The sequence below is a fragment of the Kineococcus sp. DHX-1 genome (assembly GCF_042473625.1).
Lineage (GTDB): Bacteria > Actinomycetota > Actinomycetes > Actinomycetales > Kineococcaceae > Kineococcus.
Map to the genome: position 1 here is coordinate 258,813 of NZ_CP170445.1, position 21,388 is coordinate 280,200.

Annotated in this window: 25 protein-coding genes, 1 tRNA gene and 1 riboswitch; of the genes, 14 read left to right on the top strand and 12 right to left on the bottom strand. The window is 74.9% G+C overall.

The window, feature by feature from the left end; genetic code table 11:
* Positions 1-54: 54 nt before the first annotated feature.
* Entirely contained in the window at positions 55-1,317 is a 1,263-nt protein-coding gene (locus ACFEMC_RS01195; protein ID WP_380172797.1) for an MFS transporter, read from the bottom strand.
* Positions 1,307-1,753 carry a MarR family winged helix-turn-helix transcriptional regulator gene (locus ACFEMC_RS01200; RefSeq protein WP_380172799.1) on the bottom strand — a complete coding sequence of 149 codons (447 nt, stop codon included), beginning with the start codon at positions 1,751-1,753 and terminating at the stop codon, positions 1,307-1,309. The genes ACFEMC_RS01195 and ACFEMC_RS01200 overlap by 11 nt, the downstream gene beginning before the upstream one ends.
* A gap of 83 nt (positions 1,754-1,836) precedes the next feature.
* On the opposite strand from ACFEMC_RS01200, the gene ACFEMC_RS01205 reads away from it, so the two are divergent.
* A complete protein-coding gene (locus ACFEMC_RS01205; protein WP_380172801.1) occupies positions 1,837-2,004 on the top strand; it encodes a hypothetical protein in 168 nt (55 codons plus the stop codon).
* Between the two features lie 99 nt (positions 2,005-2,103).
* On the opposite strand, the gene ACFEMC_RS01210 is transcribed toward ACFEMC_RS01205, so the two are convergent.
* The 5 genes from ACFEMC_RS01210 to dcd all read right to left on the bottom strand — a co-directional run bounded on the left by ACFEMC_RS01210 (position 2,104) and on the right by dcd (position 6,747).
* The gene (locus ACFEMC_RS01210; RefSeq protein WP_380172803.1) at positions 2,104-2,784 is read right to left on the bottom strand and encodes a potassium channel family protein; all 681 of its coding nucleotides are present in this window, start codon (positions 2,782-2,784) and stop codon (positions 2,104-2,106) included.
* Entirely contained in the window at positions 2,777-4,135 is a 1,359-nt protein-coding gene (locus ACFEMC_RS01215; RefSeq protein WP_380172805.1) for a TrkH family potassium uptake protein, read from the bottom strand. The genes ACFEMC_RS01210 and ACFEMC_RS01215 overlap by 8 nt, the downstream gene beginning before the upstream one ends.
* 106 nt (positions 4,136-4,241) lie before the next feature.
* A complete protein-coding gene (locus ACFEMC_RS01220) occupies positions 4,242-4,664 on the bottom strand; it encodes an ankyrin repeat domain-containing protein (RefSeq protein ID WP_380176532.1) in 423 nt (140 codons plus the stop codon).
* A 109-nt stretch (positions 4,665-4,773) separates the two neighbouring features.
* Positions 4,774-6,051: an EAL and HDOD domain-containing protein gene (locus tag ACFEMC_RS01225; RefSeq protein WP_380172807.1), complete on the bottom strand. Its 1,278-nt coding sequence runs from the start codon at positions 6,049-6,051 to the stop codon at positions 4,774-4,776.
* Between the two features lie 120 nt (positions 6,052-6,171).
* Complete coding sequence (dcd, locus tag ACFEMC_RS01230; protein ID WP_380172810.1) at positions 6,172-6,747, bottom strand: dCTP deaminase; 576 nt, start codon at positions 6,745-6,747, stop codon at positions 6,172-6,174.
* A 75-nt stretch (positions 6,748-6,822) separates the two neighbouring features.
* Here dcd and ACFEMC_RS01235 point away from each other — a divergent pair.
* Positions 6,823-6,896, top strand: a tRNA-Gly gene (locus ACFEMC_RS01235).
* A 61-nt stretch (positions 6,897-6,957) separates the two neighbouring features.
* Here the strand turns inward: ACFEMC_RS01235 and ACFEMC_RS01240 are convergent.
* Positions 6,958-7,533, bottom strand: a complete 576-nt coding sequence (locus tag ACFEMC_RS01240; RefSeq protein ID WP_380172812.1) for a TetR/AcrR family transcriptional regulator — start codon at positions 7,531-7,533, stop codon at positions 6,958-6,960.
* A gap of 45 nt (positions 7,534-7,578) precedes the next feature.
* Between ACFEMC_RS01240 and ACFEMC_RS01245 the strand changes: the two genes are divergently transcribed.
* Positions 7,579-8,286, top strand: a complete 708-nt coding sequence (locus tag ACFEMC_RS01245; RefSeq protein WP_380172814.1) for a CPBP family intramembrane glutamic endopeptidase — start codon at positions 7,579-7,581, stop codon at positions 8,284-8,286.
* A gap of 9 nt (positions 8,287-8,295) precedes the next feature.
* Here ACFEMC_RS01245 and ACFEMC_RS01250 read toward each other — a convergent pair whose 3' ends face one another.
* Positions 8,296-8,562 carry a hypothetical protein gene (locus ACFEMC_RS01250; RefSeq protein ID WP_380172816.1) on the bottom strand — a complete coding sequence of 89 codons (267 nt, stop codon included), beginning with the start codon at positions 8,560-8,562 and terminating at the stop codon, positions 8,296-8,298.
* 212 nt (positions 8,563-8,774) lie between these two features.
* Between ACFEMC_RS01250 and ACFEMC_RS01255 the strand changes: the two genes are divergently transcribed.
* Positions 8,775-9,920, top strand: coding sequence for a serine hydrolase domain-containing protein (locus ACFEMC_RS01255; RefSeq protein ID WP_380176534.1), 1,146 nt, complete (start codon positions 8,775-8,777; stop codon positions 9,918-9,920).
* A gap of 85 nt (positions 9,921-10,005) precedes the next feature.
* Complete coding sequence (locus ACFEMC_RS01260; protein WP_380172818.1) at positions 10,006-10,983, top strand: SDR family oxidoreductase; 978 nt, start codon at positions 10,006-10,008, stop codon at positions 10,981-10,983.
* 16 nt (positions 10,984-10,999) lie between these two features.
* Here the strand turns inward: ACFEMC_RS01260 and ACFEMC_RS01265 are convergent, their stop codons facing one another.
* The 3 genes from ACFEMC_RS01265 to ACFEMC_RS01275 all read right to left on the bottom strand — a co-directional run bounded on the left by ACFEMC_RS01265 (position 11,000) and on the right by ACFEMC_RS01275 (position 11,754).
* Positions 11,000-11,173 (bottom strand): CsbD family protein, encoded by a 174-nt coding sequence (locus ACFEMC_RS01265; RefSeq protein WP_366171465.1) that lies wholly within the window; start codon positions 11,171-11,173, stop codon positions 11,000-11,002.
* A 121-nt stretch (positions 11,174-11,294) separates the two neighbouring features.
* Positions 11,295-11,597: a DUF4235 domain-containing protein gene (locus ACFEMC_RS01270; RefSeq protein ID WP_380172821.1), complete on the bottom strand. Its 303-nt coding sequence runs from the start codon at positions 11,595-11,597 to the stop codon at positions 11,295-11,297.
* Positions 11,598-11,613: 16 nt separating this feature from the next.
* Positions 11,614-11,754: a hypothetical protein gene (locus tag ACFEMC_RS01275; RefSeq protein ID WP_366171461.1), complete on the bottom strand. Its 141-nt coding sequence runs from the start codon at positions 11,752-11,754 to the stop codon at positions 11,614-11,616.
* 49 nt (positions 11,755-11,803) lie between these two features.
* A riboswitch (TPP riboswitch) is annotated at positions 11,804-11,908 on the top strand.
* Between the two features lie 51 nt (positions 11,909-11,959).
* Between ACFEMC_RS01275 and ACFEMC_RS01280 the strand changes: the two genes are divergently transcribed.
* The 9 genes from ACFEMC_RS01280 (at position 11,960) to ACFEMC_RS01320 (ending at position 21,362) form a co-directional block, all read left to right on the top strand.
* Positions 11,960-12,562 carry an ECF transporter S component gene (locus ACFEMC_RS01280; protein ID WP_380172824.1) on the top strand — a complete coding sequence of 201 codons (603 nt, stop codon included), beginning with the start codon at positions 11,960-11,962 and terminating at the stop codon, positions 12,560-12,562.
* Between the two features lie 5 nt (positions 12,563-12,567).
* The gene (locus ACFEMC_RS01285) at positions 12,568-14,037 is read left to right on the top strand and encodes an ATP-binding cassette domain-containing protein (RefSeq protein ID WP_380172826.1); all 1,470 of its coding nucleotides are present in this window, start codon (positions 12,568-12,570) and stop codon (positions 14,035-14,037) included.
* Between the two features lie 122 nt (positions 14,038-14,159).
* Positions 14,160-14,939, top strand: a complete 780-nt coding sequence (locus ACFEMC_RS01290) for an energy-coupling factor transporter transmembrane component T family protein (protein WP_380172828.1) — start codon at positions 14,160-14,162, stop codon at positions 14,937-14,939.
* 118 nt (positions 14,940-15,057) lie between these two features.
* Positions 15,058-16,077 (top strand): ATP-binding cassette domain-containing protein, encoded by a 1,020-nt coding sequence (locus ACFEMC_RS01295; protein ID WP_380172830.1) that lies wholly within the window; start codon positions 15,058-15,060, stop codon positions 16,075-16,077.
* Positions 16,078-16,190: 113 nt separating this feature from the next.
* The gene (locus ACFEMC_RS01300) at positions 16,191-17,159 is read left to right on the top strand and encodes an ABC transporter permease (RefSeq protein ID WP_380172832.1); all 969 of its coding nucleotides are present in this window, start codon (positions 16,191-16,193) and stop codon (positions 17,157-17,159) included.
* A 135-nt stretch (positions 17,160-17,294) separates the two neighbouring features.
* A complete protein-coding gene (locus ACFEMC_RS01305; RefSeq protein WP_380172834.1) occupies positions 17,295-17,447 on the top strand; it encodes a hypothetical protein in 153 nt (50 codons plus the stop codon).
* 7 nt (positions 17,448-17,454) lie between these two features.
* On the top strand, positions 17,455-19,440 hold the full coding sequence (locus ACFEMC_RS01310) for a YcaO-like family protein (RefSeq protein ID WP_380172836.1): 1,986 nt from the start codon (positions 17,455-17,457) through the stop codon (positions 19,438-19,440).
* A gap of 42 nt (positions 19,441-19,482) precedes the next feature.
* Complete coding sequence (locus ACFEMC_RS01315; protein WP_380172838.1) at positions 19,483-20,760, top strand: sensor histidine kinase; 1,278 nt, start codon at positions 19,483-19,485, stop codon at positions 20,758-20,760.
* A complete protein-coding gene (locus ACFEMC_RS01320; RefSeq protein WP_380172841.1) occupies positions 20,757-21,362 on the top strand; it encodes a DNA-binding response regulator in 606 nt (201 codons plus the stop codon). Before ACFEMC_RS01315 ends, ACFEMC_RS01320 begins: the two co-directional genes overlap by 4 nt.
* The last annotated feature ends 26 nt before the right edge of the window (positions 21,363-21,388 follow it).

The following is a 21,388-nucleotide window of genomic DNA, read 5'->3' on the forward strand; positions in this document are numbered from 1 at the left end:
TCCGGCTCAACCGACGAGCCCGACGTGACGGCGAGCACGACCCGCGCGGCTCCGTCAGGCGTCGCCGGCGGTGACGGCCTGCGCCTCCGCGGCCGAGTGCGGCGCGGGGTCGTCGTGCACGACGACGAGGTGGCGGCGGCCGGAGAGCAGCACGGCCAGGCCGACGACCACGCCGAGGGCCCCGAGGGCGAACGGTGACCAGTCGGTGAAGACCTCGCCGAGCTCGCCGGCGGCCCAGGCGGCGATGGCGCCGCCGATGAACCGGACGAAGGAGTACGCCGCCGACGCCGTGGAGCGCTGGACGGGGGAGACCTCCATGACGAGTTCGGTGACGATCGTGTTGTTCACGCCGAGGAACACGCCGGCGACGATCGTCCCGACGACGAGGACGGGCTTGACCTCGACGAACACGGCCTCGACGACGAGGACGAGCGCGAACAGCGACAGCATGGCCGCCACGACGGGCACCGTCCCGAAGCGGCGCTGCAGGCGCGGGGCGAGCGCCACGGACGCGACGGCGAGGCAGATGCCCCACCCGAAGAACACGAACCCCAGCTTGATCGGCGAGGAGATCTCCAGCGCGAAGGGCGTGTAGGCCAGGAGGGTGAAGAACCCGAAGTTGTAGAGGAAGGCCATGCCGGCCACGGTCGCGAGCCCGCGGTGGCGCAGCGCCCGGACGGGATCGGAGATCCGCGTGCGCGCAGCGGGTGTCGGCGTCGAGGGCAGCAGCGTCACGATCGCGGTGAACGCGACGGCCATGAGGACGGCCGTGCCGAAGAACGGCCCGCGCCAGGAGACCTCACCGAGCAGACCGCCGACGAGCGGGCCGGTCGCGATGCCGAGACCGAGGGCGGCCTCGTAGAGGATGATCGCGTTCGCCATCCCGCCGCTGGCGGCGCCGACGATCGTCGCGAGCGCCGTGGCGATGAAGAGCGCGTTGCCCAGGCCCCAGCCGGCGCGGAACCCGACGATCTGGGCGATCGACGAGGACGACCCGGCCAGTGCGGCGAAGACGACGATGAGGGCGAGCCCGGCCATGAGCGTCTTCTTCGCCCCGAACCGGCTGGAGATCCAGCCCGTGAGCAGCATCGCGAGGCCGGTGATGCCGAGGTAGGACGTGAAGAGCAGCAGGGTCTGCGCCTTGGTGGCGCCGAGTTCCCCGGCGATGGCGGGTAGGATCGGGTCGACGAGGCCGATGCCCATGAACGAGACGACGGCGGCGAAGGCCACCGCCCACACGGCGACGGGCTGCTTCAGCAGACCGGGACGTGCCTCGGTCGCATCCGGTGCGGTGTGCGACGTGGTGTCAGGCGACACGGGGCGTCCTTCCTGAGACGAGTGCGGTGATGTCCTCGAGCAGGCCGGTCAGTCGTTCGAGGTCGCCGGGCGAGGCCGGCAGGTGCTGCAGGGCGTCGGCCACGGGGGCGCGCAGCGCGCTGCGGTTGGCCAGCAGCGCGTCGCGGCCGGCGTCGGTCAGGGCGACCAGGACGGCGCGGGCGTCGGCCGGGTCGGTCGTGCGCGTGACGAGGCCCGCGTCGCCGAGCCGGGTGACGAGCCCCGTCATGCTCGGTTGCGCGCACCCCTCGAGCTCGGCGAGTCGGCTCACGCGCAGGGCCCCGTCGCGGTCCAGGGTGCTGAGCACCCGCGCCTGGGTCAGGGAGAGGCGGGTGCCGTCGGCGGCCGCCGCGGCTCCGCGCGTCAGGGCCGAGCAGCTGAGGAGCAGCCGCTCGGCCAGATCCCCATCAAGTTGCATAGGGACACTATATGTTGGTCGATTGGAGGACGGCAACGCGGGAGTGGCGTGACAGGGGACACGCAGCGTGGTGAGGTGGTCACGTGAGTGACGAGGGGACGGCCGCCGAGGCCGACGATGACGACGACCGTCGGCACCGGGTCGACCGCCGGACGACGATCGACCTGACGCGCGCCGAGCGCGGCGAGCCCGAGCGCCGCCGCCTGCCCGGCGTCGACCGCCGCGACAACCCCGACTCCCAGGACCGCTGACCCGCCCCGGCCCCGTCTCTCGCGTGGAAACACTCTTTCCGCCCTCGGAACACGCGTTCTGAGGGCGGAAAGAGTGTTTTCCACGCAGGGGCAGGGGGGTCAGGACAGGGCGCTGAAGGCCTCGACGTCCCGGATCTGCCCGGACACGATGATCACGTCGTCGGAGGCGAGGACCGTCTCGGGCGTGGCGTAGGTGAAGCCCTCACCCGCGCGGTGGTGGGCGACGACGGTCACCTTGTACGTGCTGCGGAGCTTCACCTGCCCCAGGCTGCGGCCGACGATGGGGCTCGGCGGCGTCGTCTTGACCATCGCGTAGCCGTCGTCGAACTCGATGTAGTCCAGCATCCGCCCGCGGACGAGGTGCGCGACGCGCAGGCCCATCTCGTGCTCGGGGCGGATCACCTTGTGCGCGCCGAGCTGGGTGAGGATCCGGGCGTGGGACTCGCTGATCGCCTTGGCCCACACGTTGCGGATCCCGAACTGCAGCAGCGTCGACACGGTGAGGATGCTCGCCTCGAGGTTCGTCCCGATGCCGACGACGGCGCGGTCGAACTCGTGCACGGACAGCTGCCGGAGCGCCTCCTCCTTGGTGGAGTCGGCGACGACGGCGTGCGTGAGGGAACCCGCGAGCTCGTCGACGAGGCTCGCGTCGTTGTCGATGCCGAGGACGTCGACCTGACCGTCCTCCATGAGCTCCAGGGCCAGGGAGCGGCCGAAGCGGCCGAGGCCGATGACGACGACCGACCGCGGGCTGGCCAGAGCCGAGCGCTTGCTACCCAATGATCGGCCTTCCTTCGGGGTACTCGTACAGGCGGGTGCGTTCGCGCAGCGCCAGGGCGGCGCCGAGCGTGATCGGCCCGATGCGGCCGAGGAACATCAACAGGGCCAGGATGACCTGCCCGGAGTCCGGCAGCTGCACGAGCAGCCCCGAACTGAGCCCGACCGTGGCGAACGACGAGATGACCTCGAAGACGACCTGGTCCAGCGGAGCCCGCGTCATCTCGACGAGGACGACGGTGGCCAGGACCACGACGCCCACGGACGCGAGCGCGACGGTGAGGGCCTGCCGCACGACGCGGTCGGCGACGGTGCGGCGGAAGACCGTGACGGTCGGCTCGCCGCGGAACTCGGCGTAGACCGCGACGGCGAGCAGGGCGAACGTCGTCACCTTGATCCCGCCGGCCGTGGACGCGGACCCGCCGCCGATGAACATGAGGACGTCCATGACGAGCCAGGAGCCGCCGTTCATGGCCGTGATGTCGATCGAGTTGAAGCCCGAGCTGCGGGTGGCCGAGGCCTGGAACAACCCCGCCAGCGGTCGCGCCCACCAGTCCAGGCCCGCCAGGGTCGCCGGGTTGCGCCACTCGTTGACCGTGAGGAAGACGGCGCCGAGCACCAGCAGCGGCACCGTCGTGACGAGCGTCAGCTTGGTGTGCAGGGACCAGCGCTGCGGGAACCGGAACTGCTTGCGCAGCTCCAGCAGCACCGGGAACCCGAGGCCGCCCAGGAAGGAGCCCGCGATGACCGGCAGGCACATCCAGGGGTCGGAGACGAAGTCGGTCATGCTGTCCGAGCGCAGCACGAACCCCGCGTTGTTGAACGACGAGATGGCGAGGAACGACCCCTCCCACGCCGCCTGCCCCAGGCCCCGGCCGTACCCGGCGAGCAACCGCGACGTCAGCAGGACGGCCACGACGGTCTCGACGAGCAGGGAGACGCGCACGACGCCGAGCAGGACCGACCGGACGTCGCCGAGGTTCAGGCCGCGCGACTCCGTGGCCGTGAGCATCCGCGAGCGCAGGCCCAGCCGTCGGGAGGCGAAGACGCCCAGCAGCGACGCGGACGTCATGATCCCGAACCCGCCGACCTGGGCGAGGGCGAGGATGACCACGAGCCCGAACGTCGACCAGTGCTCGCGGGTGTCGACGACGACGTGCCCCGTGACGCACAGCGCGCTGACGGCGGTGAACAGGGCCTCCACGAAGGTGGCCGACCCCGGGCCCCTACGGGCGACGGGCAGCCAGAGCAGCGCGGTCCCGAGGGCGACGGCCAGGGCGAAGCCGAGGGCCACGACCTGGGCGGGGTGACGCAGCACGCGCTGACGCCGGCGGGTCGCGGGGACTTCCGCCACGTGGTGCCTCCGCCGTGCGTCGTGCCAGCGCAGGGTCCTCCCGCGCACGACGCGGACGCGCCGACCGTCGCCAGGCTAACGGGGCGGCGGCGCCGGGGAGGGACGGTCAGTCCGGTTCGGGGACCTCGAGCAGTTCCAGGAGGTCCTGGCGGCCGAAGAACCGGGCGGCCTCGAGCGCGCTCGGGGTGCCGAGGTAGGGGTCGGCGTCGGCGGCGACGAGCGCGGCCACGACCTCCACCTCGCCCTTGAAGACGGCGGCGGCCAGCGGGGTCTGGCCGCGGCTGTTGGCGCGGTCCGGGTCGGCGTCGCGTTCGAGCAGGGCCAGGACCGTGCGGGGGTGACCGTGGTACGCGGCGAGCATGACGAGCGAGTTGCCGTCGCTGTCGGTCGAGTTCACCGGGACGCCGAGGTCGAGGTAGCCGCACAGCTCGCGGACCCGGCCGTTGCGCGCGTGCTCGAAGATCCGGTGCGCCAGGGCCAGTGCGCGTTCCTCACCCTCGTCGGCGGGACCGGAGGGGACAGCGCCCACCGCGGCACCGGCGTCCGCCGGCCCGGAGCCGGGGTCCTCCCGCTCGCTGGTCACGGCGTCAGGGTAGGTCCGCCTGAGCGGAGAGTGCACGCCCGAGGCGTGTCCGGCGTCAGGGACGCTCCAGAACCGAACTGACGGTGACCATGGCACCACTGAGCGCGGTCAGGTAGGCGCGGGAGACCTCGTACACGGCGTGACCGGCGTCCGTGATGACGAACGGGTCGTCCTCCTCGTAGGCGAGGACTGCGCGCAGGGCGCCGCCGGCGGGTCCGCGGCGGTGCACCAGTGCGGCGCGCACCGACTGCGCGACGCCCGTCGTGTCGACCAGCTCGTCCTCGGACATCCCCAGCACGGTGGCGACCCCGGACAGCAGACCCACCGTGTAGGCGAGGTCGGCGTCCTGCGGGGCCAGTCGCGAACAGGCCGCCGCCCGCGCCAGCACCATCGTCAGCGCCTCGGTGTCCACGCTCGTCACGCCGCCGAGCAGCATGAGGACCACCCACGAGCACAGCTGCTGGCGGCCGAGCAGGACGATCGCCTGGCGCAGCGAGGTGATGCCCGACTTCGTGCCGGCCGCAGCCGAGGAGACGGTCTTCAGGACGCGCAGGCTGAGGGCCGGGTCGGAGGCGACGAGCTGCTCGATCTCGTGCAGCGGGGCGTCGGTGCCGGTCAGCGCGCGCACCAGGCGCAGGCAGACCAGCTGCGAGGGCGTGAGGCTGACCGCCTCGAGCGTCACCGGTCGCTGCAACCCGTACCCCTGGAAGAGGTCCGCGCCCGCGGCGAGGCAGCGGGCGAACAGCGCGTCGTCCTCGATGCGCTCCACGACGACGAGCGCCGTCGGGTTGTGCTCGCGGGCCAGGACGAGGACCCGCTCGAAGTCGTCCCCGGCCGCCTCGACGTCGATCTTGACGTAGTCGGCCAGGGCCACGGCCGGCAGCCGTCCCTCCTCGCCGATGAAGTCGTCGATGGCGATGCGGTAGCCCTGGGCGCGCAGCCGGCGCAGCCCCTCGAGGACCTCGTCGTCGACCTCGACGTTCTCCAGCAGCTCCAGGACGACCTGGTCGGGGGAGCACGGGATGGGCAGGGCGCCGGTGAAGAACCCTCGGGTGAGGTTGATGAACAGGAGCCGGTCGCCCGCGATCTGCTCGACGCCGAAGTCGCCGAAGGTGGCGCTGATGACCTGCGACGTCGCGTGGTCCTGCTCGGCGCCCTCGGCGAGCTCGGCACTGGCCCGGCCGTGGTTGCGGAAGAGCAGCTCGTAGGCGACGAGCCGGCGCTCGGTGTCGTAGATGCCCTGACGGCCCACCCGCACGGGGGAGACGGAGGTGGCCACCTCGTCGGCGTGGTGGTCGACGGGCGCGGGCGGTGCGAGGGGGTGCGCGTCCACTGCGGTCCCCTCCCCGTCCGTCGTCACCGCGAGCTCCACACCCGTGTCAACGGCTCGCCCGGGGGGCGACTGAAGTGTTCTCCGTCACCGCTGGTCCGAACGGGTGGGCGTGCCCGGCGGTCAGACCGCGGTGCGGTGGAACCCCTGCGCCGAGCGGCTCGGCGTCGGCCCGCGCTGCCCCTGGTACCGCGAGCCCGAGGCGCCGCTGCCGTAGGGCTGCTCCGCGGGGGAGGAGAGCTGGAAGAAGCAGAGCTGGCCGATCTTCATGCCCGGCCACAGCGTGATCGGCAGCGTCGCGACGTTCGACAGCTCCAGCGTCACGTGGCCCGAGAAGCCCGCGTCGATGAACCCCGCCGTCGAGTGGGTCAGCAGGCCGAGACGGCCCAGGCTGCTCTTGCCCTCCAGCCGCGCGGAGATGTCGTCGGGCAGGGAGACGACCTCGTAGGTCGAGCCGAGGACGAACTCGCCCGGGTGCAGGATGAACGCCTCGTCGGGCGCGGTCTCGACCAGACGGGTGAGTTCGGGCTGCTCCTGCGCCGGGTCGATGACCGAGTACTTGTGGTTGTCGAACAGCCGGAAGAAGCGGTCCAGCCGCACGTCCACGCTGCTCGGCTGCACCATCGACGGGTCGTAAGGGGAGAGCGCGACCCGTCCGGAGTCCAGCTGGGCGCGGATGTCGCGGTCGGAGAGCAGCACGGGCGTCACGGTACCGCCGGTGCGAGCACCCGCCGCCGTCGGTTACAGTGGTCACCGTCCTGCTCTGCAGGGCATGCGGGCGTAGTTCAATGGTAGAACTTCAGCTTCCCAAGCTGATAGTGCGAGTTCGATTCTCGTCGCCCGCTCCAGCACGAAGGCCCAGGTCCGGTGGATCTGGGCCTTCGTCGTTCCGGGACCGCACGAACGCGGTCACACCAGCAGGGCCCGCACCCCCTCGACGACCTCCCCCGGTGCGGCTGGGCCGGTGAGCGCGTCAGCCGCGGCCCCGTCGAGCAACCACCGCACCCGTCGGGCCAGGACGTCGGGACCGGCTGCGTCGGGCCGCAGCTCACCGAGACGCCTGGCGATCTCCAGCTGCTGCACCAGGAAACGGTGGACGAGGTCGGTCTCGGAGCGCAGGGCCGCCGCCACCCGGGGGTCCCGTTCGACGGCCGCGACGGCGAGCACGAGCCCCGGGAAGTCCGGGTCCCCGGCTTCCGCCTCGGTGTCCGCGGCGTGCGCGAGGACGGCGGTGAGGCCCGCGTCCCGCTCCTCCAGCGCGGCCAGCCGGTGGGCCGTCGCGTCCCGGCCGGCGTCGAGGACCCCCACGAGCACGTCGAGCTTGGTCGGGAAGTGGTGGAAGAACGTCCCCGAGGAGACCCCAGCCGCCCGGCAGATCGAGGCCGTGGACGTGCGGTCGTACCCGACGTCGGCGAACTGCCGCCCGGCCGCCTCGAGGATCGCCCGGCGTCGCGGGTTCACCCGGTCGCCTCCGGTGCCGGCCACGGGACCTCCTTGGAGTGCATGCTCTAGAGCGTCTACTCTAGTCCCATGCCAGCGACGGAGGTGAGGGGGCGGACCGGGGCGTGCGGGTGGTGGGTCGTGCTCGCGGGGGTCGCGCTCGCCTGGACGCCGATGTGGCTGCCACCCCTCGTCCGCGCCGCCGGTGCCGACCCGTCGCAGCGCCTGGTCCTTCTGGGCCTCACCGGACCGGCGGCGTCCATCGCGTGGAACGTCCTGGCGGTCGCACTCCTGCTGGCCTGGGTCCGGGGCGTCGAGCGCCGGGACCTGGACTCGCTGCGCATCGTGCGGCCGACCGGTCGCGACCTCGAGTCCGCTCTCGTCCTGTTCGGCCCGGCGATGCTCTGGTCGTGGTTGGGCTCGCTGGTCCTTCCGCCGGTCGACGGTCCGGGACGGGGGAGCGCGGAGATCGTCGCGCTGCCCCTGCTCGCCGTCGTGGCGATGGTCCTCACCGCGGCCGTGTTCGAGGAGGTCCTGTTCCGGGGCTACCCCCTCGAGCGCCTCACGGAACTGCTGGGATGCCGGTGGCTCGCGGTTTCCCTCACCGCGCCGTTCTTCGTCGTCCCGCACCTGACGTTCTTCGGGCCCGCCTGGCTGCTGCACCACGCCGGGGGGACGGTCGCGATCTACGTCCTCTACCTGTGGCGGCGAAACCTGGTGGCGTGCATGGCGTTGCACGCCGCAATCAACGCGCCCGTGCTCGTGCCGGCCGTCGCCGCACGAATCACGGGCGCGTGAGCGGTCAGGTCAGCGCGTCCCGGTGGGGCCGTCGTCGCCCGGCACCGCGTTCTCGGCGTCCTCCTCGCTGATCTCCACCCCGGCGATGGGGTTGCCCTGCCCGGTCCCGTCGGCCACGTCGTCCTCCAGGCCCAGCGGGTCCTGCGGGTCGCGGGCCGGGCTCGGCACGGGGCCGGAGTCGGCGGCGCGGGCGACCTCGCGGCTGCCGGCCTCCTGGACGGTGCGGACCTCGGCGTTGTCGCGCGGGTCCACGTGGGGTGTCGTCTCCTCGCTCACCCGCCCACTGTGGTGGCCGGACGGCTGCGGCGCGCGTCGGAGGTGGTGCAGGCACCACCTCCTGTCGTCCAGTGCACGGGATCGATCGGGCGGGGCGGCCTCGGAAGGCTGAGGGCACCGAGGAAGCCACCACTCAGGAGGAACCCGTGACCACGACCGCCCGACCTCGCCGCACCCGTTCGCTCGCCGCCGCCCTGGCCGGGGCCGCCGTCATGTCCCTGGGCCTGACGTCCGCCGCCACGGCCGCGCCGGGGGCGCACCAGGGCCAGCGCTCGGCCGTCGTCCAGCAGCGCCTCGACGACCTCGTCCGCGAGGACGGGTTCCCGGGCGCGCTCGCCTCCGTCCGCGACGCCGACGGCCGCGTGACGAACTACACCGCAGGGGTCCAGGACCTCGCGACGGGCGACCCGATCCACGCCGACGGCCGGGTCCGCATCGCCAGCAACACCAAGACGTTCACGGCCGTCGTCGTGCTGCAGCTCGTCGGGGAGGGGAAGGTCTCCCTCGACGAACCCGTCGAGACCTACCTGCCCGGTCTCGTGCGCGGACCGGGCGGGGACGGTCGCGCCATCACCGTCCGCCAGCTCCTGCAGCAGACCAGCGGCCTGCCCGACTACGACACCGTCGTCGCCGACGTCAGCAAGGGCGACACCGCGCTGCTGGACATCCGGCACACCTACTTCGACCCGTCCCAGCTGCTGCAGGCCGCGCTCGCCGCCCCCGCGGAGTTCGGCCCCGGCGCGCAGTGGCAGTACAGCAACACGAACTACCTGCTCGCCGGGATGCTCGTGCAGCGCGTCACGGGCCGGCCGATCGGCGAGCAGATCACGCAGCGGGTCATCGACCGCCTCGGGCTGCGGAACACCTACTGGCCCGGCACCGGGGAGCAGGAGATCCGTGGCGAGCACCCCCGCGGGTACCTCGCTGCCGGCGAGGACGCGCCGTGGACCGACGTCACCGAGACCGACCCGTCCCTCGGGTGGGCCGCGGGGCAACTCGTCTCGACGCCCTCGGACCTCGCGCGGTTCCAGGCCGCCGTCCTCGGCGCCGACGGCGCGCAGGGGTCGGACCTGCTGGAGCCGGCGCAGCGGGCGGAACTGCTGAAGACCGTGCCGGCCGCGGAGTTCGAACCCGAACCGGGCTGGAGCTACGGACTGGGCTTCGCGCACCGGACCCTGAGCTACGGGGTCGAGGCGTGGGGGCACGGCGGGGACATCCAGGGGTACGAGACGCGGAACCTCGCCACCTCCGACGGCCGGTCCGTCGTCGTCGCGGTGACCGCGCTGCCGCGCACGCTCGACGACCTCGCGGACGTCAACGCCGCCGTCGAGGCCGCCGTCTGCGACGGGCAGGCCTGACGACCGTCCCAGCGGGTGTCGGTGCCGGAAGCGGCGTCTAGGGTGAGGGCACCCGACGGGGTCGTCGGGAACGACGGGAGGAAACGTGCGCGTCCTGTTCATCGGTGGCACCGGGACCATCAGCTCCGCCTGTGCCGACCTCGCGGTCCGGCGGGGGATCGACCTGACCGTCCTCAACCGCGGCTCCGGCCGCCGCTCCCTGCCCGAGGGGGTGGAAACCCTGACGGCCGACGGCCGTGACCCCGCCGCCGTGCGGGACGCGGTGGGGGACAGGACCTTCGACGTGGTCGTCGACTTCGTCGCCTTCATCCCCGAGCACGTCGCCGCGGACGTCGAGCAGTTCCGTGGCCGGACCGGGCAGTTCGTGTTCATCTCCAGCGCGAGCGCCTACGCCAAACCCGTGGGGCACCTGCCCATCACCGAGTCGACACCGCTGCGCAACCCCTTCTGGCAGTACTCCCGCGACAAGATCGCCTGCGAGGAGCTGCTGACGCGGGAGTGGCGCGAGAACGGGTTCCCGGCGGTCCTGGTCCGGCCCAGCCACACCTACGACCGCACGATGGTGCCGCTCGACGACGGCTGGACGGCCGTCGACCGGATGCGGCGGGGCAAACCCGTCGTCGTGCACGGCGACGGCACCTCGACGTGGGTCCTGACCCACCACACCGACTTCGCGCAGGGTTTCGTCCCGCTGCTCGGCGAACCCGCCGTGACCGGTGAGGCCGTGCACATCACGTCGGACGAGGTGCTGACGTGGGACGGCATCGCGCGCCGGCTGGCCACGGCGGCCGGGGTGGAGGACCCGTCGATCGTGCACGTCCCCAGCGACGTCATCGCCCGCGAGGCACCCGACCGGGGACCGGGTCTGCTGGGGGACAAGGCGCACTCGGTGGTCTTCGACAACACCGTGCTCAAGCGGCTCGTCCCGGGGTTCGCGGCCACGACGAGCTTCGCGCAGGGCGCGCGGGAGATCGTCGCCCACCACGACGCGAACCCGGCCCTGCAGGTCGTCGACCCCGATGTCGACGCCCGGCAGGACCGGCTCGTGGAGCGTTTCGGCTGAAGGTCAGCCGAGGGCTTCAGCCCTTGAAGGCGTCCTTGACGTGCTCGCCGCGCTGCTTCAGGTCGGCCGCCGCCTGGTCCTTCTGACCCTCGGCGCGCAGCTCGTCGTCGCCCTTGGCGCCGCCGGCGGCCTCCTTGGCCTTGCCCGCGAGGTCCTGGGCGGCGTTCTTGATCTTGTCCGTGGCGCTCATCGTCAGCCTCCTCCATGACCGGGTGGTTCCCGGTGCGGTCCCACTGCAGCACCGCCGCAGGGGGACCGCACCCGGGAACCGGGGCAACGGGGGGCGTCGTCACGACACCCTCACGAACGGGTCAGGAGTACTCCTTGACCGCCCCGTCGTCGCCAGGGCCGAGGCCGGGAGGGAGTTCCCCGAAGCTCTTGCGGTACCAGACGGCGGCCTGGCGCTCGACGACCAGCCGGGTGAGGCCGATGACGGCACCGGAGGCCAGCGCCCACACGACCGCCTCCTTCCACGCCACGTCCGGGTCCTCCGGGTTGTCCGGCGGCGGCGACTTCGTCACCGCGACCCAGACCTTCTTCGTGACGCGCCCCGCGACCGCGGTCGCGAGGATGCCGGCGCCCGGGCCGACGAACTTCCAGACGATCGAGCTCATGGGCGGCAACCCTGCCCTACAGCAGACCCAGGAGCCAGCCCAGGACCGGGGTCAGCGCCGCGGCGCTCCCGGCCAGGACCGCCAGCACGACCACGAGGGTCATGAGCTTGACGGCCCGCGACGGCCCACCGTCCGGTCCCCGCATCATCCGCAGCACCGGGCCATCCTCCCCTCACCCGGGACCGCCGCGGCGGGGTACCCTCGCTGCGCAACGACAGGGGAGCGCCGTGGGGCGCTGAGAGTGCGGGTTTCCGCAGACCCTCGAACCTGATCCGGTTCACACCGGCGTAGGGAGTCGGGACGTCCTCGACGCGTGACCGCGGTGGTCGCGCGTCCCCCTCCTGGGACCAGGAGGAACCACCGTGAGCACCACGCTCAACCGTTCGCGCGCCCCGCACCACTGGCGCACCGTCGACCTGCTCACCGCCGCCGTGCTCGGCGTCGCCTTCGGCGTCGTGTTCTGGGGCTGGGACGTCCTGTACGCCGCGGTCGAACCCGCCTTCGCGGCGCTGCCGCCCCTCAAGGGGCTCCTCGGCGGGGTGTGGCTGCTGCCCGCGGTCGTCGCCGCGCTGGTGATCCGCCGGCCCGGTGCCGCGCTGCTCGCCGAGATGGTGGCCGCGACCGTCGAGGCGCTGCTGGGCAACTACTGGGGCATCACGACCCTCGTCTCCGGTGCGGTGCAGGGCGTCGGCGTCGAGCTCGCCTTCGCGCTCTTCGCCTGGCGCCGGTTCGGCCCGGCCGTCGCGGTCCTCGGCGGCGTCCTGGCCGCGGTCCTCGAGGGGATCGTCGAGCAGTTCCTCTACTACGGCGACACGTGGACGATGCCCTACCGCCTCGTCTACATCGGCTCCTTCGCCGTCTCCGGCGCCGTCGTCGCGGGCCTCGGCGGCTGGGCCCTGACGCGCGCGCTGGCCCGCACCGGGGCGCTGTCGGCGTTCCCCGCCGGGCGCGAGCACCGCGGCTGACCACCGTGCCCCACCTGGCGCTGCGCGGGCTGACCGTCACCGCCCCCGGTGGCCGGACGCTGGTCCGCGACGTCGACCTCGACGTCGGGGCCGGCGAGCGCGTCCTGCTCGCCGGCCCCAGCGGGGCGGGGAAGTCCACGGTCCTGCGCGCGCTCGCCGGGCTGCTCGACGAGGACGTCGACGCCGTCGGGGACCTCCGCCTGGACGGCCGCGAGGCGGCCCCGGGGGAGGTCGGCCTCCTCGTGCAGGACCCCGTCGACGCCGTCGTGGCCGAGACCGCCGGCCGGGACACGGCCTTCGGCCCGGAGAACGCCGGCCTCGACCGGCTCGGCACGTGGCGCCTGGTCGCCCGCGCCCACGCCACCGCCCGCTTCACCGCCGGCCGCGACCGCGAGGTGCGGACCCTGTCCGGCGGGGAGCGGCAACGGCTGGCGCTCGCCGGGACGCTGGCCGCCGACCCCGCCGTCCTGCTCCTGGACGAACCGACCTCGATGCTCGACGCCCCGACGGCGGCCGCCGTCCGCACGGCCGTCCTGGAGGCGGCCGGGGAGTCCCGCAGCCTCGTCGTCGTCGACCACGACGTCGCCGGCTGGGCCCCGCACGTCGACCGCATCGTCGTCCTCGGCGTGGGGGGCGGTGTCGTGCACGACGGCCCCGCCGAGGGGCCCCCTCCCACCGGCACGGGGGACCTGTGGTGGCCCGGAGTCGCCGCGCCCGCACCCTGCGAGGTGCCCCCCGGGCTCCTCGCCCCGGCGCTGGACCCCGGCCCCGGCGACGTCCTGCACGGCGAGGCGCTCGGCCTCGTGCGCACCCGCCGCGGCCTGCGCCCCCGACCGCCCGCCACCGTCCTGCACGGGGTGGACCTGGCCCTGAGCGCGGGGGCGGTCACCCCCGTCACGGGCGACAGCGGGGCCGGCAAGTCGAGCCTGCTCTCGCTGCTGGCCGGACTCACCGCACCCACGTCCGGGCGGCTGCTCGCCGCGGCGGCGCTCGCGGGGCGCCGGGGCCGGCGCGCCCCGCACACCTGGACCTCCCGCGAGCTGGCCGCGCGGACGGGCTGGGTGCCGCAGTTCCCCGAGCACACGTTCGTCGCCGCGACCGTGCGCGGCGAGGTGGCCGCCACGGCCGACGTCCTGGGCCGCGACCCCGACCGCGGCGAGGCCCTGCTGGACCTGCTCGGGCTGTCCGGTCTCGCCGAGGCCAACCCCTTCCGGCTGTCCGGCGGCGAGCAGCGGCGGCTCGCGGTCGCCGGCGCGCTCGCCGCGGGACCCGCGGTCGTCGTCGCCGACGAACCGACCGTCGGGCAGGACCGGGGGACGTGGGCCGTCGTCGCGGGGCTGCTCGCCGCGGCCGCCCGCGACGGCGCCACCGTCGCCGTCGGGACCCACGACGACCGGTTGCTCGACGCGCTGGCCGACCGCAGCACCGCCGCCGTCCGCCTCAGCACCGGGCACCGCGTGGGGGTGGCCGCGTGAGGCACCAGGAGCGCGGATCCGTCCGGGCCGCGCACAGCGATGTCCACACCTCTGTGCACAGCACTGTGGACGACGCTGTGGGCAGTCGTGTGCGGGGTGGGGACGGACCTGTGGACGGACCGGTGGGCACGACCGTGCCGCCCACCGCCGCCGAACGTCGCAGCGCCGGCCCCGGACCCGTCGTCCGGCACTGCGGACCCCTGTCCCTCCTGGCCGTCGGGGTCCTCTGCGCCGTCGGGGCCTTCGCGGTGCAGGAGTGGTGGCAGGCCGCCGGAGCCCTTGTGGTGCAAGCGCTGTGCCTGCCCCTCGTCGTCGGCGACGTGCGCGCCGCGCTGCGCCGTCTGCTGCCGCTCGGCATTGCGGCGCTGTCGGTCGGCTGGTCGACGGTCCTGGCCGGTGACAGCCCGGAACCCCTGTGGACGGCGCTCACCGCGGCCCTGCGGCTGCTCGTGCTCGTCCTGCCGGGAGGGCTGCTCCTGGGGTGGCTCGACGCCGCCGAGGCGGGCGACCACCTCGCCCAGCGGTTGCGCGTGCCGGGCCGCGTCGTCGTCGCGGTCGTCGTGGCGCTCGGGCGCCTGGACGCGCTCGCCGACTCCTGGGACCAGATCGCCGCGGCCCGCCGCGTGCGGGGCCTCGGCCCCGGTCGTGGCCCCGTCGGACGCGTGCGCTGGGCCGCCTCGACCTCGTTCGGGCTGCTCGTCGACGCCGTCCGCGGCGCCGGTCGCGTCTCCCTGGCGATGGACGCCCGCGGCTTCGCCGGCGAGCGGGCGGGCCGGCGCAGCTGGGCCCTGCCCGCTCCCTGGCGTCGCGCCGACACCGTCCTGCTCCTCGTCGGGACGGCGGTCGCCGCGGTCCCGCTCCTCCTGCGGCTCGGGGGTGCGTTCCTCACGGCCACGACCTGACGGGTGACCTGGCCCGCACCCCCGGTGACCGGCGACGCTCTCCGCAGGCCCGCACCGCGCGGGTGCTCCTCGGGGGAGGGCTGGTGTCGGGCAGGTGTCGGGCGAGGTGGTGAACCGCGTGGCAGGAGACCTGGCACGTGTGCGGGGCACCACCCCGCCCGCGCTCACCGCCGCCGGCGTCCACGTGCGGTCCGGGTCCACCCCGAGCTCCACCGGGGCCGTGCTGCTCGACGGCGTGGACCTCACCGTCCGCGGTGGCGAGGTGCTCGCCGTCGTCGGCCGCCGCGGTGCCGGCACGTCGACCCTCCTGTCCGTGCTGTCGGGCCGCGCCCAGCCCACCCGGGGCGCGGTGCACGTCCTCGGCCACGACCCGGCGGCCGGAGTCGACGACGCGGTCGCGACCCTGCCCTCCCACGCGGCTCTCTTCGACCACCTCAGCGTCGAGGAGACGCTGTCCCTGTGGGCGTCCCTGGCGGCCGGGCTCCGCAGCCGGCCCCGCGTCGCGACCGACGAGCTCCTCGACCTCGCGGGGCTGGGCACCTCCCGGCGCGAGCTCGTCCGGAGCCTGGACCACGGCGCGCGGCAACGGCTGCAGCTCGCGGTGAGCTTCGCGGGTGGGACACCCGTCGTCGTCTGCGACGAACCTGCCGGTGGGTCCGCCCCCGGGACGGCCCCCGCGCTCGCCGCCCTGCTGCGACGGCACCGGGCGGACGGGGGGACGGCCGTCGTGGCCGGTGGCCGGCCGGAGGTCCTGGACACCGCCGACGGCAGGGAGCTGCTGGCGGCCTGCGATCGCGTCGGGGTGCTGCGCCGGGGGCGGCTCGTGGCCCTGGCCTCCGCGGCCGAGCTCGTCGACCGCTACGCCGCCCACGGCGGCGTCACCGCCCTCGTCGCCGACGCGGGGGAGGCGAGCTCGCTGGCCGCGACCCTGCCCGGAGCCACCTTCCAGCGGGTCGGTGGCCACACCCGCGTCGACGTGCCGGACGTCGCCGCCGACCGTTGGCGCGCGGCCACCGTCGGGCTGCGGACGCTGGTGCAGGTGCACCACCACGAGGCCACGCTCGCCGACGCGGTCCGGCGCGCCACCGCCGACCGACGCGTGGACGTCCGGCCCGCGGACACGCAGTGCCGTCCGTGAGCACCACGCGGACCACCGCGTCGCCGGCCGCACCCGCCCGTCTCCGCCGACGGTGCCCGCACCGGCTGTCGCCGGCGCGTGCCGCTCTGCGTGAGTCCTTGCGGGACAGGGCGTTGCTCGCGCAGGCGGTCCTGACGCCGGTGCTCGTCGTCGTCGCGGCCGTGGTCCTCGGGCAGCTCGGGAGGTCCGGCGACGCCCAGGTCGTGCAGGTGGCCGGGGCACGCTCCGCCGTCGCCGTCGAGCGGTCCCTGACCGCCGCGGGTGAGGAGGTGCGCGGCCCCGGCGCCGGCACCGCCCGGGCCACCGCCCTCGGCGCCCCCGGACCCGGTGTCGACGCGACCGTCACCGTCCCCGCGACCGGGACGGTCCTGGTCCGCGTCGCCCCGTCGGCGACGTGGGCGGTCGGGGACCTCCTGGCGGCGGTCCAGCGGGCCCTGCCCGGCCGCACGGTGCGCGTCCTCGGCCCCGACGGCCACGCCGCGCACGGGGTCGCCGGCCAGCTGCAGCCCGCGGTGCTCGTGCTCACCGCGGTCGTCCTCGCCCTGCCCGGCACGGCGGGACGGGTCCGCTCCTGGCGCCGCCGCGGGACGCTGGCGCTGCTCGCGGGCACCACGACCGCCCGCGGCGTCCGGGCCGTGCGCCTGGCGGGCGCGTTGCTGCCGTCACGGCTGCTGCTCGCCGTTCCCGCCGTCGTGGTCGTCGTCGCCGTCAACCGGCCGGGCCCCGTGTCCCTCCTGGTCCTCGTCCTGCTCGCCGCGGCGGGGACCGCAGCGGGAACGGCGGTCGGCGCGCTCGTCGGCGGCCTGCTGCGCACCGGCCGCGAGACCGGTCCGCTGCTGTGGGCCCTGGCCGCCCTCGTGGGGTTGTTCGGCGGTGTCCTGCTGCCCGCCGCCGTCCTGCCCGACGCCGCCGACACCGTCCTGCGGTTCACCCCCACCGCGTGGTTCGCCGACGGTGTCCGCACGGCGCTCGCGGGGGGCCCGGTCGTCCCGGCGCTGCTGCCGGTTGCCGGTCTGCTCGCCGTCGCCGTCGTGGGGTGGGGGGCGCTCACCGGGGTGTGCGCGCGGTCGGCGCACCGCTGAGGGTTCCGCGGGGAACTGTGCCGCGACTGTGAGGAACGCACCCCGGAACGGTGAGGCGCGCACTGCCGCCCGGTGGGTTCCGGGGGAGAGGCTCGGCGCGTCCGCACCGCCCCGACAGTTCCCAGGAGGTTCCTCGTGACCGTGACCACCGAACGCGTCAGCACCGGGCTGGACGCGGAACTCGACCGCCTGCTCGGCGTCCTCCCGCCCGGCCCCGCGCCGCGGCGCACGCCGGCCCCGGTGGCCAGCCCGCTGTGCCTGTGCTGGCCCGACGAGACGCAGGAGTGAGCCGACCGTGACGAACGGCCCTCGCGGACTCGCGCCGCGGGGGCCGTGGCGCGTGCTGCGCGACCCGGGCGGGAGTTTCCTGCTCGACGACGACGAGGACAGGGTCCGCGTCCCCGACCGGCCCGCGCACGCGCTGGAACTCCTGCGGGCCCGCGGCGGACTCGCGACGGACGACCTGCTCGTCGGCCTCGGTGTCCGTCCCGAGGACGTCCCGGAACTGGCGGGGGAACTCGCCGACCTCGTCCGCAGCGGTGTCCTGGCCCGCACGCCCGGACCGCTCCGGCCGTCCGTCGCCGTCGCGGGCGTCGGGCGCAGCGCGACCGGCGAGCTGCAGGCCGTCCTCGAGGCGGGCGGAACCCGCCTCGCCCCGGCGGCGGACGACGGCGCGGACCTCGTGGTCCTCGTCTGCGACGACCACGCCGACCCGCGGTTGCCCGACCGGCTGACGGAACTGGCCCGTCGGTCCCCGGTCCTCCTCGTCCGCTGGGGCGCCGGGCGCTGCTGGGTCGGTCCCCTCATCGGTGCGGGGCAGGGTCACCGGAGCGCCGGTCCCTGCCCCGCCTGCCTGGTCGAGGCGTTGCGCGGCAACGCCGAACCCGACCTCGCCGGCGCCGCGCACCCCGTCGGGACCGGGGGGTCGACGTTGCGCAGCGCCGCCGTCGGAGCCGTCGCCGGCGCGGTCGACGGCGTCCTGGAGGACCTGGACGGCACGGGGACCGGGGCCGTCGCGGACCTGTGGCGCACCGGGATCCGGGAACTGCGCCTGCGCACTGCTGAGGTCGTCGTACACCCCGTCCCGCCGTGCTCGCGGACGGAACCGCGCGAGGGTCCGGGGGACGTCGCGGCCGACGAGGACCTCGCCCGCCGGCTGCAGGGGTTCGTGTCCGGTCTGACGGGTTTCCTCGACCGCCCCCGCGTGCGGCGTTCGGCGGCGGGGCGTTTCCTCGCGACGACCACGCACCCGTTCCGGCCGCCGTCCGTGGGAACCGGGGTGCACCGCCGGCGCGCGACGGCGTTCGGGGCGGGCCGCACGGCCGAGGCGGCCGTCACCACCTGCCTGGGCGAGGCCGTCGAACGTTCCAGCACGGCCTGGCGTCCGGACCCCGACGCCGTCGTCGCGACGACGACCGCGCTGCGGTCCGGGGGTTCCCGCGTCGTCCTCCCGGGGGCGGCCGCGGGTCCGGCCTGGCGGGACGACGAGGCGACGGAGTTCCGCCGCGTCCGCGCGGTCCCCGACGGTTCCTGGACCGACGCCTGGGTCCCGGCCGCGGCGGTGACCTTCGGCCACCCGCACCAGTGGGCGGTCGCGGCGGCCCGCCCGGACTCGACGGGGTGCGCCGCCGGTCGCAGCACCGCGGACGCCGTGCGGCGCGGCCTGGCCGAACTCGTCGAACGCGACGCCGTGGCCGCCTGGTGGTGGGCGCGGGAACTGCGCCCGGGCGCCGCCCACCCCGACCCGGACGCGGTGGCCGTCGACCTCGCCGCGCACGGCCGCCGCGGCTGGTTCCTCGACCTCACACCGGGCAGCGGCATCCCCACCGCCGTCGCCGTCGCGGTGCTGCCGGACGGCACCGGCACGACGCTGGGTTTCGGGACGGCGCCGACGCTCGCCGAGGCCGTCGTCCGCGCCGGGGACGAACTCCTGCAGGTCCTCGCCTGCCTGGAGTTCGGCGACGAGCTCGGGCTCACCGGGGCCGGGTCCGCCGCGTGGCAGGCCGAGCACGTCGAGGACCACCCGCACCTGCTCCCGCACCCGTCCCGGGCGCAGGCCGTCCCGGCCGTGACGCACCCTCCCGGTGGCGACGGGGACGTCCTGGCCGAGTGGAGTTCCCAGCTGGCGGCCACGGGGTGCGACGTGGGTTTCGTGGACCTCACGCACCCCCGCCTCGCCGTGCCCGTGGTGCGCGTCGTGAGCGCGCGGCTGCGGCCCTGGCGACGCCCGGCCGGGGGCAGCGGGCAGGCGGGGGTGAACCCCTGGGACCTGCCCGTGTGAGACCGCCCGGACCCTCCGTCGCTGCGGGATACGGTGTCGGGCGTGCGTCCCCCGCCCTCGTCCCGGATCCGCCGGGGACGGGTGCGCCGCCTCCCGCCGGCCGGGGGGACGGTGACGCGCCGGTTGCAGGCGCTCGCGGTCGTCCTCTTCCTGCTCTGCGCCCTGGGTCTGTCCGTCTCGGTCGTGGGGGACGTCCGCTCGGGGCGGGTCGCCTGGGTGACCCCGGAGGCGCCCCCGACCGAGGTGGTCGCGCTCCTCGCCGTCGCCGTCAGCGCGCTGGCCGCGGGCGCGGTGACCGTCACCGTGCTGCGGAGCACGCTGTCGCGCTCGGGGGTCCGTTCCCGGGGTTCGGCCCTGTGGGCGCTGGCGGCGGTCGGCTACCTCCCCGCGCTGCTGCTGGGACCCGGGTGGTTGGCGTGGTCGGCGGTGACGGCCTGCTTCGTGCTGGAGCTACTGCCGCCGCGTCCGGCCGTCGCCCTGGCCGCGACCGGGCTGCTGCTGCAGGTCGGGCTCACCCGGGTGGCGGGGGAGGCATGGGGGGCCTCGGTGTTCGCGGGCGTCAGCTACCTCGCGACGTCGGTGCTGCTGTTCGTCGTCCTGCGCTGCGTCGGCACGTACCGCGAACTGGAACTGGCCCGGGCGGAACTCGCCCACGCCGAGGTGCTCGCCGAACGGGTCCGCGTGTCCCGGGACCTGCACGACCTGCTGGGGCGCAACCTCGCGGCGATCTCCCTGAAGGTCGAACTCGCCCGCCGTCACCAGCGCGGTGGGCGTGGTGAGGCGCTGGCCGGGGAGCTCGACGACGTGCTGGGGTTGAGCCACGCCGCCGCCGCGGACCTGCGCGCGCTGGTCGCCGGGTACCGGGTGCTCACGGTCCGGACCGAACTGGCCGCCGCGGTGCGGCTGCTCACCGACGCCGGCGTCCGCTGCGAGGTGGACGCTGACCTCGACGGGGAGGGGGCCGCGGACGGGGGTCTCGGGGCGGCCGACGACGTCGTGGCCTGGGTCCTGCGGGAGGCGGCGACGAACGTCGTGAAGCACGCCGGGGCCACGTGGTGCACGGTCTCGGTGCACGCCGGAGGCGCCGTTGACGGGAACGCCGGCGTCGTGGACCTGGTGGTGGAGAACGACGGCGTCACCGCGACGGAGAGCGGGGGCGGGGGCGCCGGGTTGGTCGGCGCGCGCGAACGGGTGCGCGTCCTGGGGGGTTCGGTCGAGGTCTCGGTGCACCAGGACGTGTTCCGGTTGACGTGCCGCGTGCCGGTCCACGGGGTCGCCCGCGCACCGAGGGCACGCACGGAGGAGGAGGGGCGGTCGTGATCCGTCTGCTGGTCGCCGAGGACATGCACATCGTGCGGTCCGCACTCGTCGCGCTGCTCGACGGCGAGGACGACCTGGAGGTCGTCGCGTCCGTCGCTCGCGGCGACCAGGTGCTCGACGCCCTCGCGTCGACCGCCGTCGACGTCGCCGTCCTGGACCTGGAGATGCCCGGCGGTGACGGGGTGTCCGTGGCCGCCCGGATCCGGCGGGAGGTTCCGGGCACCAAGGTCGTCATCCTCACGGCGCTGGGTCGCCCGGCGGCTGTGCGCGGCGCCCTCGCCGCCGGGGTCGACGGTTTCGTGCTGAAGAACGCCCCGGTCGAGGAACTCGTGGACGGCATCCGCCGGGTGGCGGCCGGCGGCCGCGTCCTGCACCCCGAACTCGCCGCGGCCGCCGTGCAGCGCGGGGACTCCCCGCTGACCCCGCGCGAGTCCGAGGTGCTGGGTCTCGTGGCCGAGGGGTGCACGGTGCGCGAGGCGGCGCACCGGTTGTCCCTGTCCGAGGGGACGGTCCGCAACTACCTCTCGGTGGTCGTCGACAAGCTGCACGCGCGCAGCCGCACGGACGCCGTGAACATCGCGCAGGGGAACGGCTGGATCTGAACCTACGGTCATTAGGTCACGGCCTG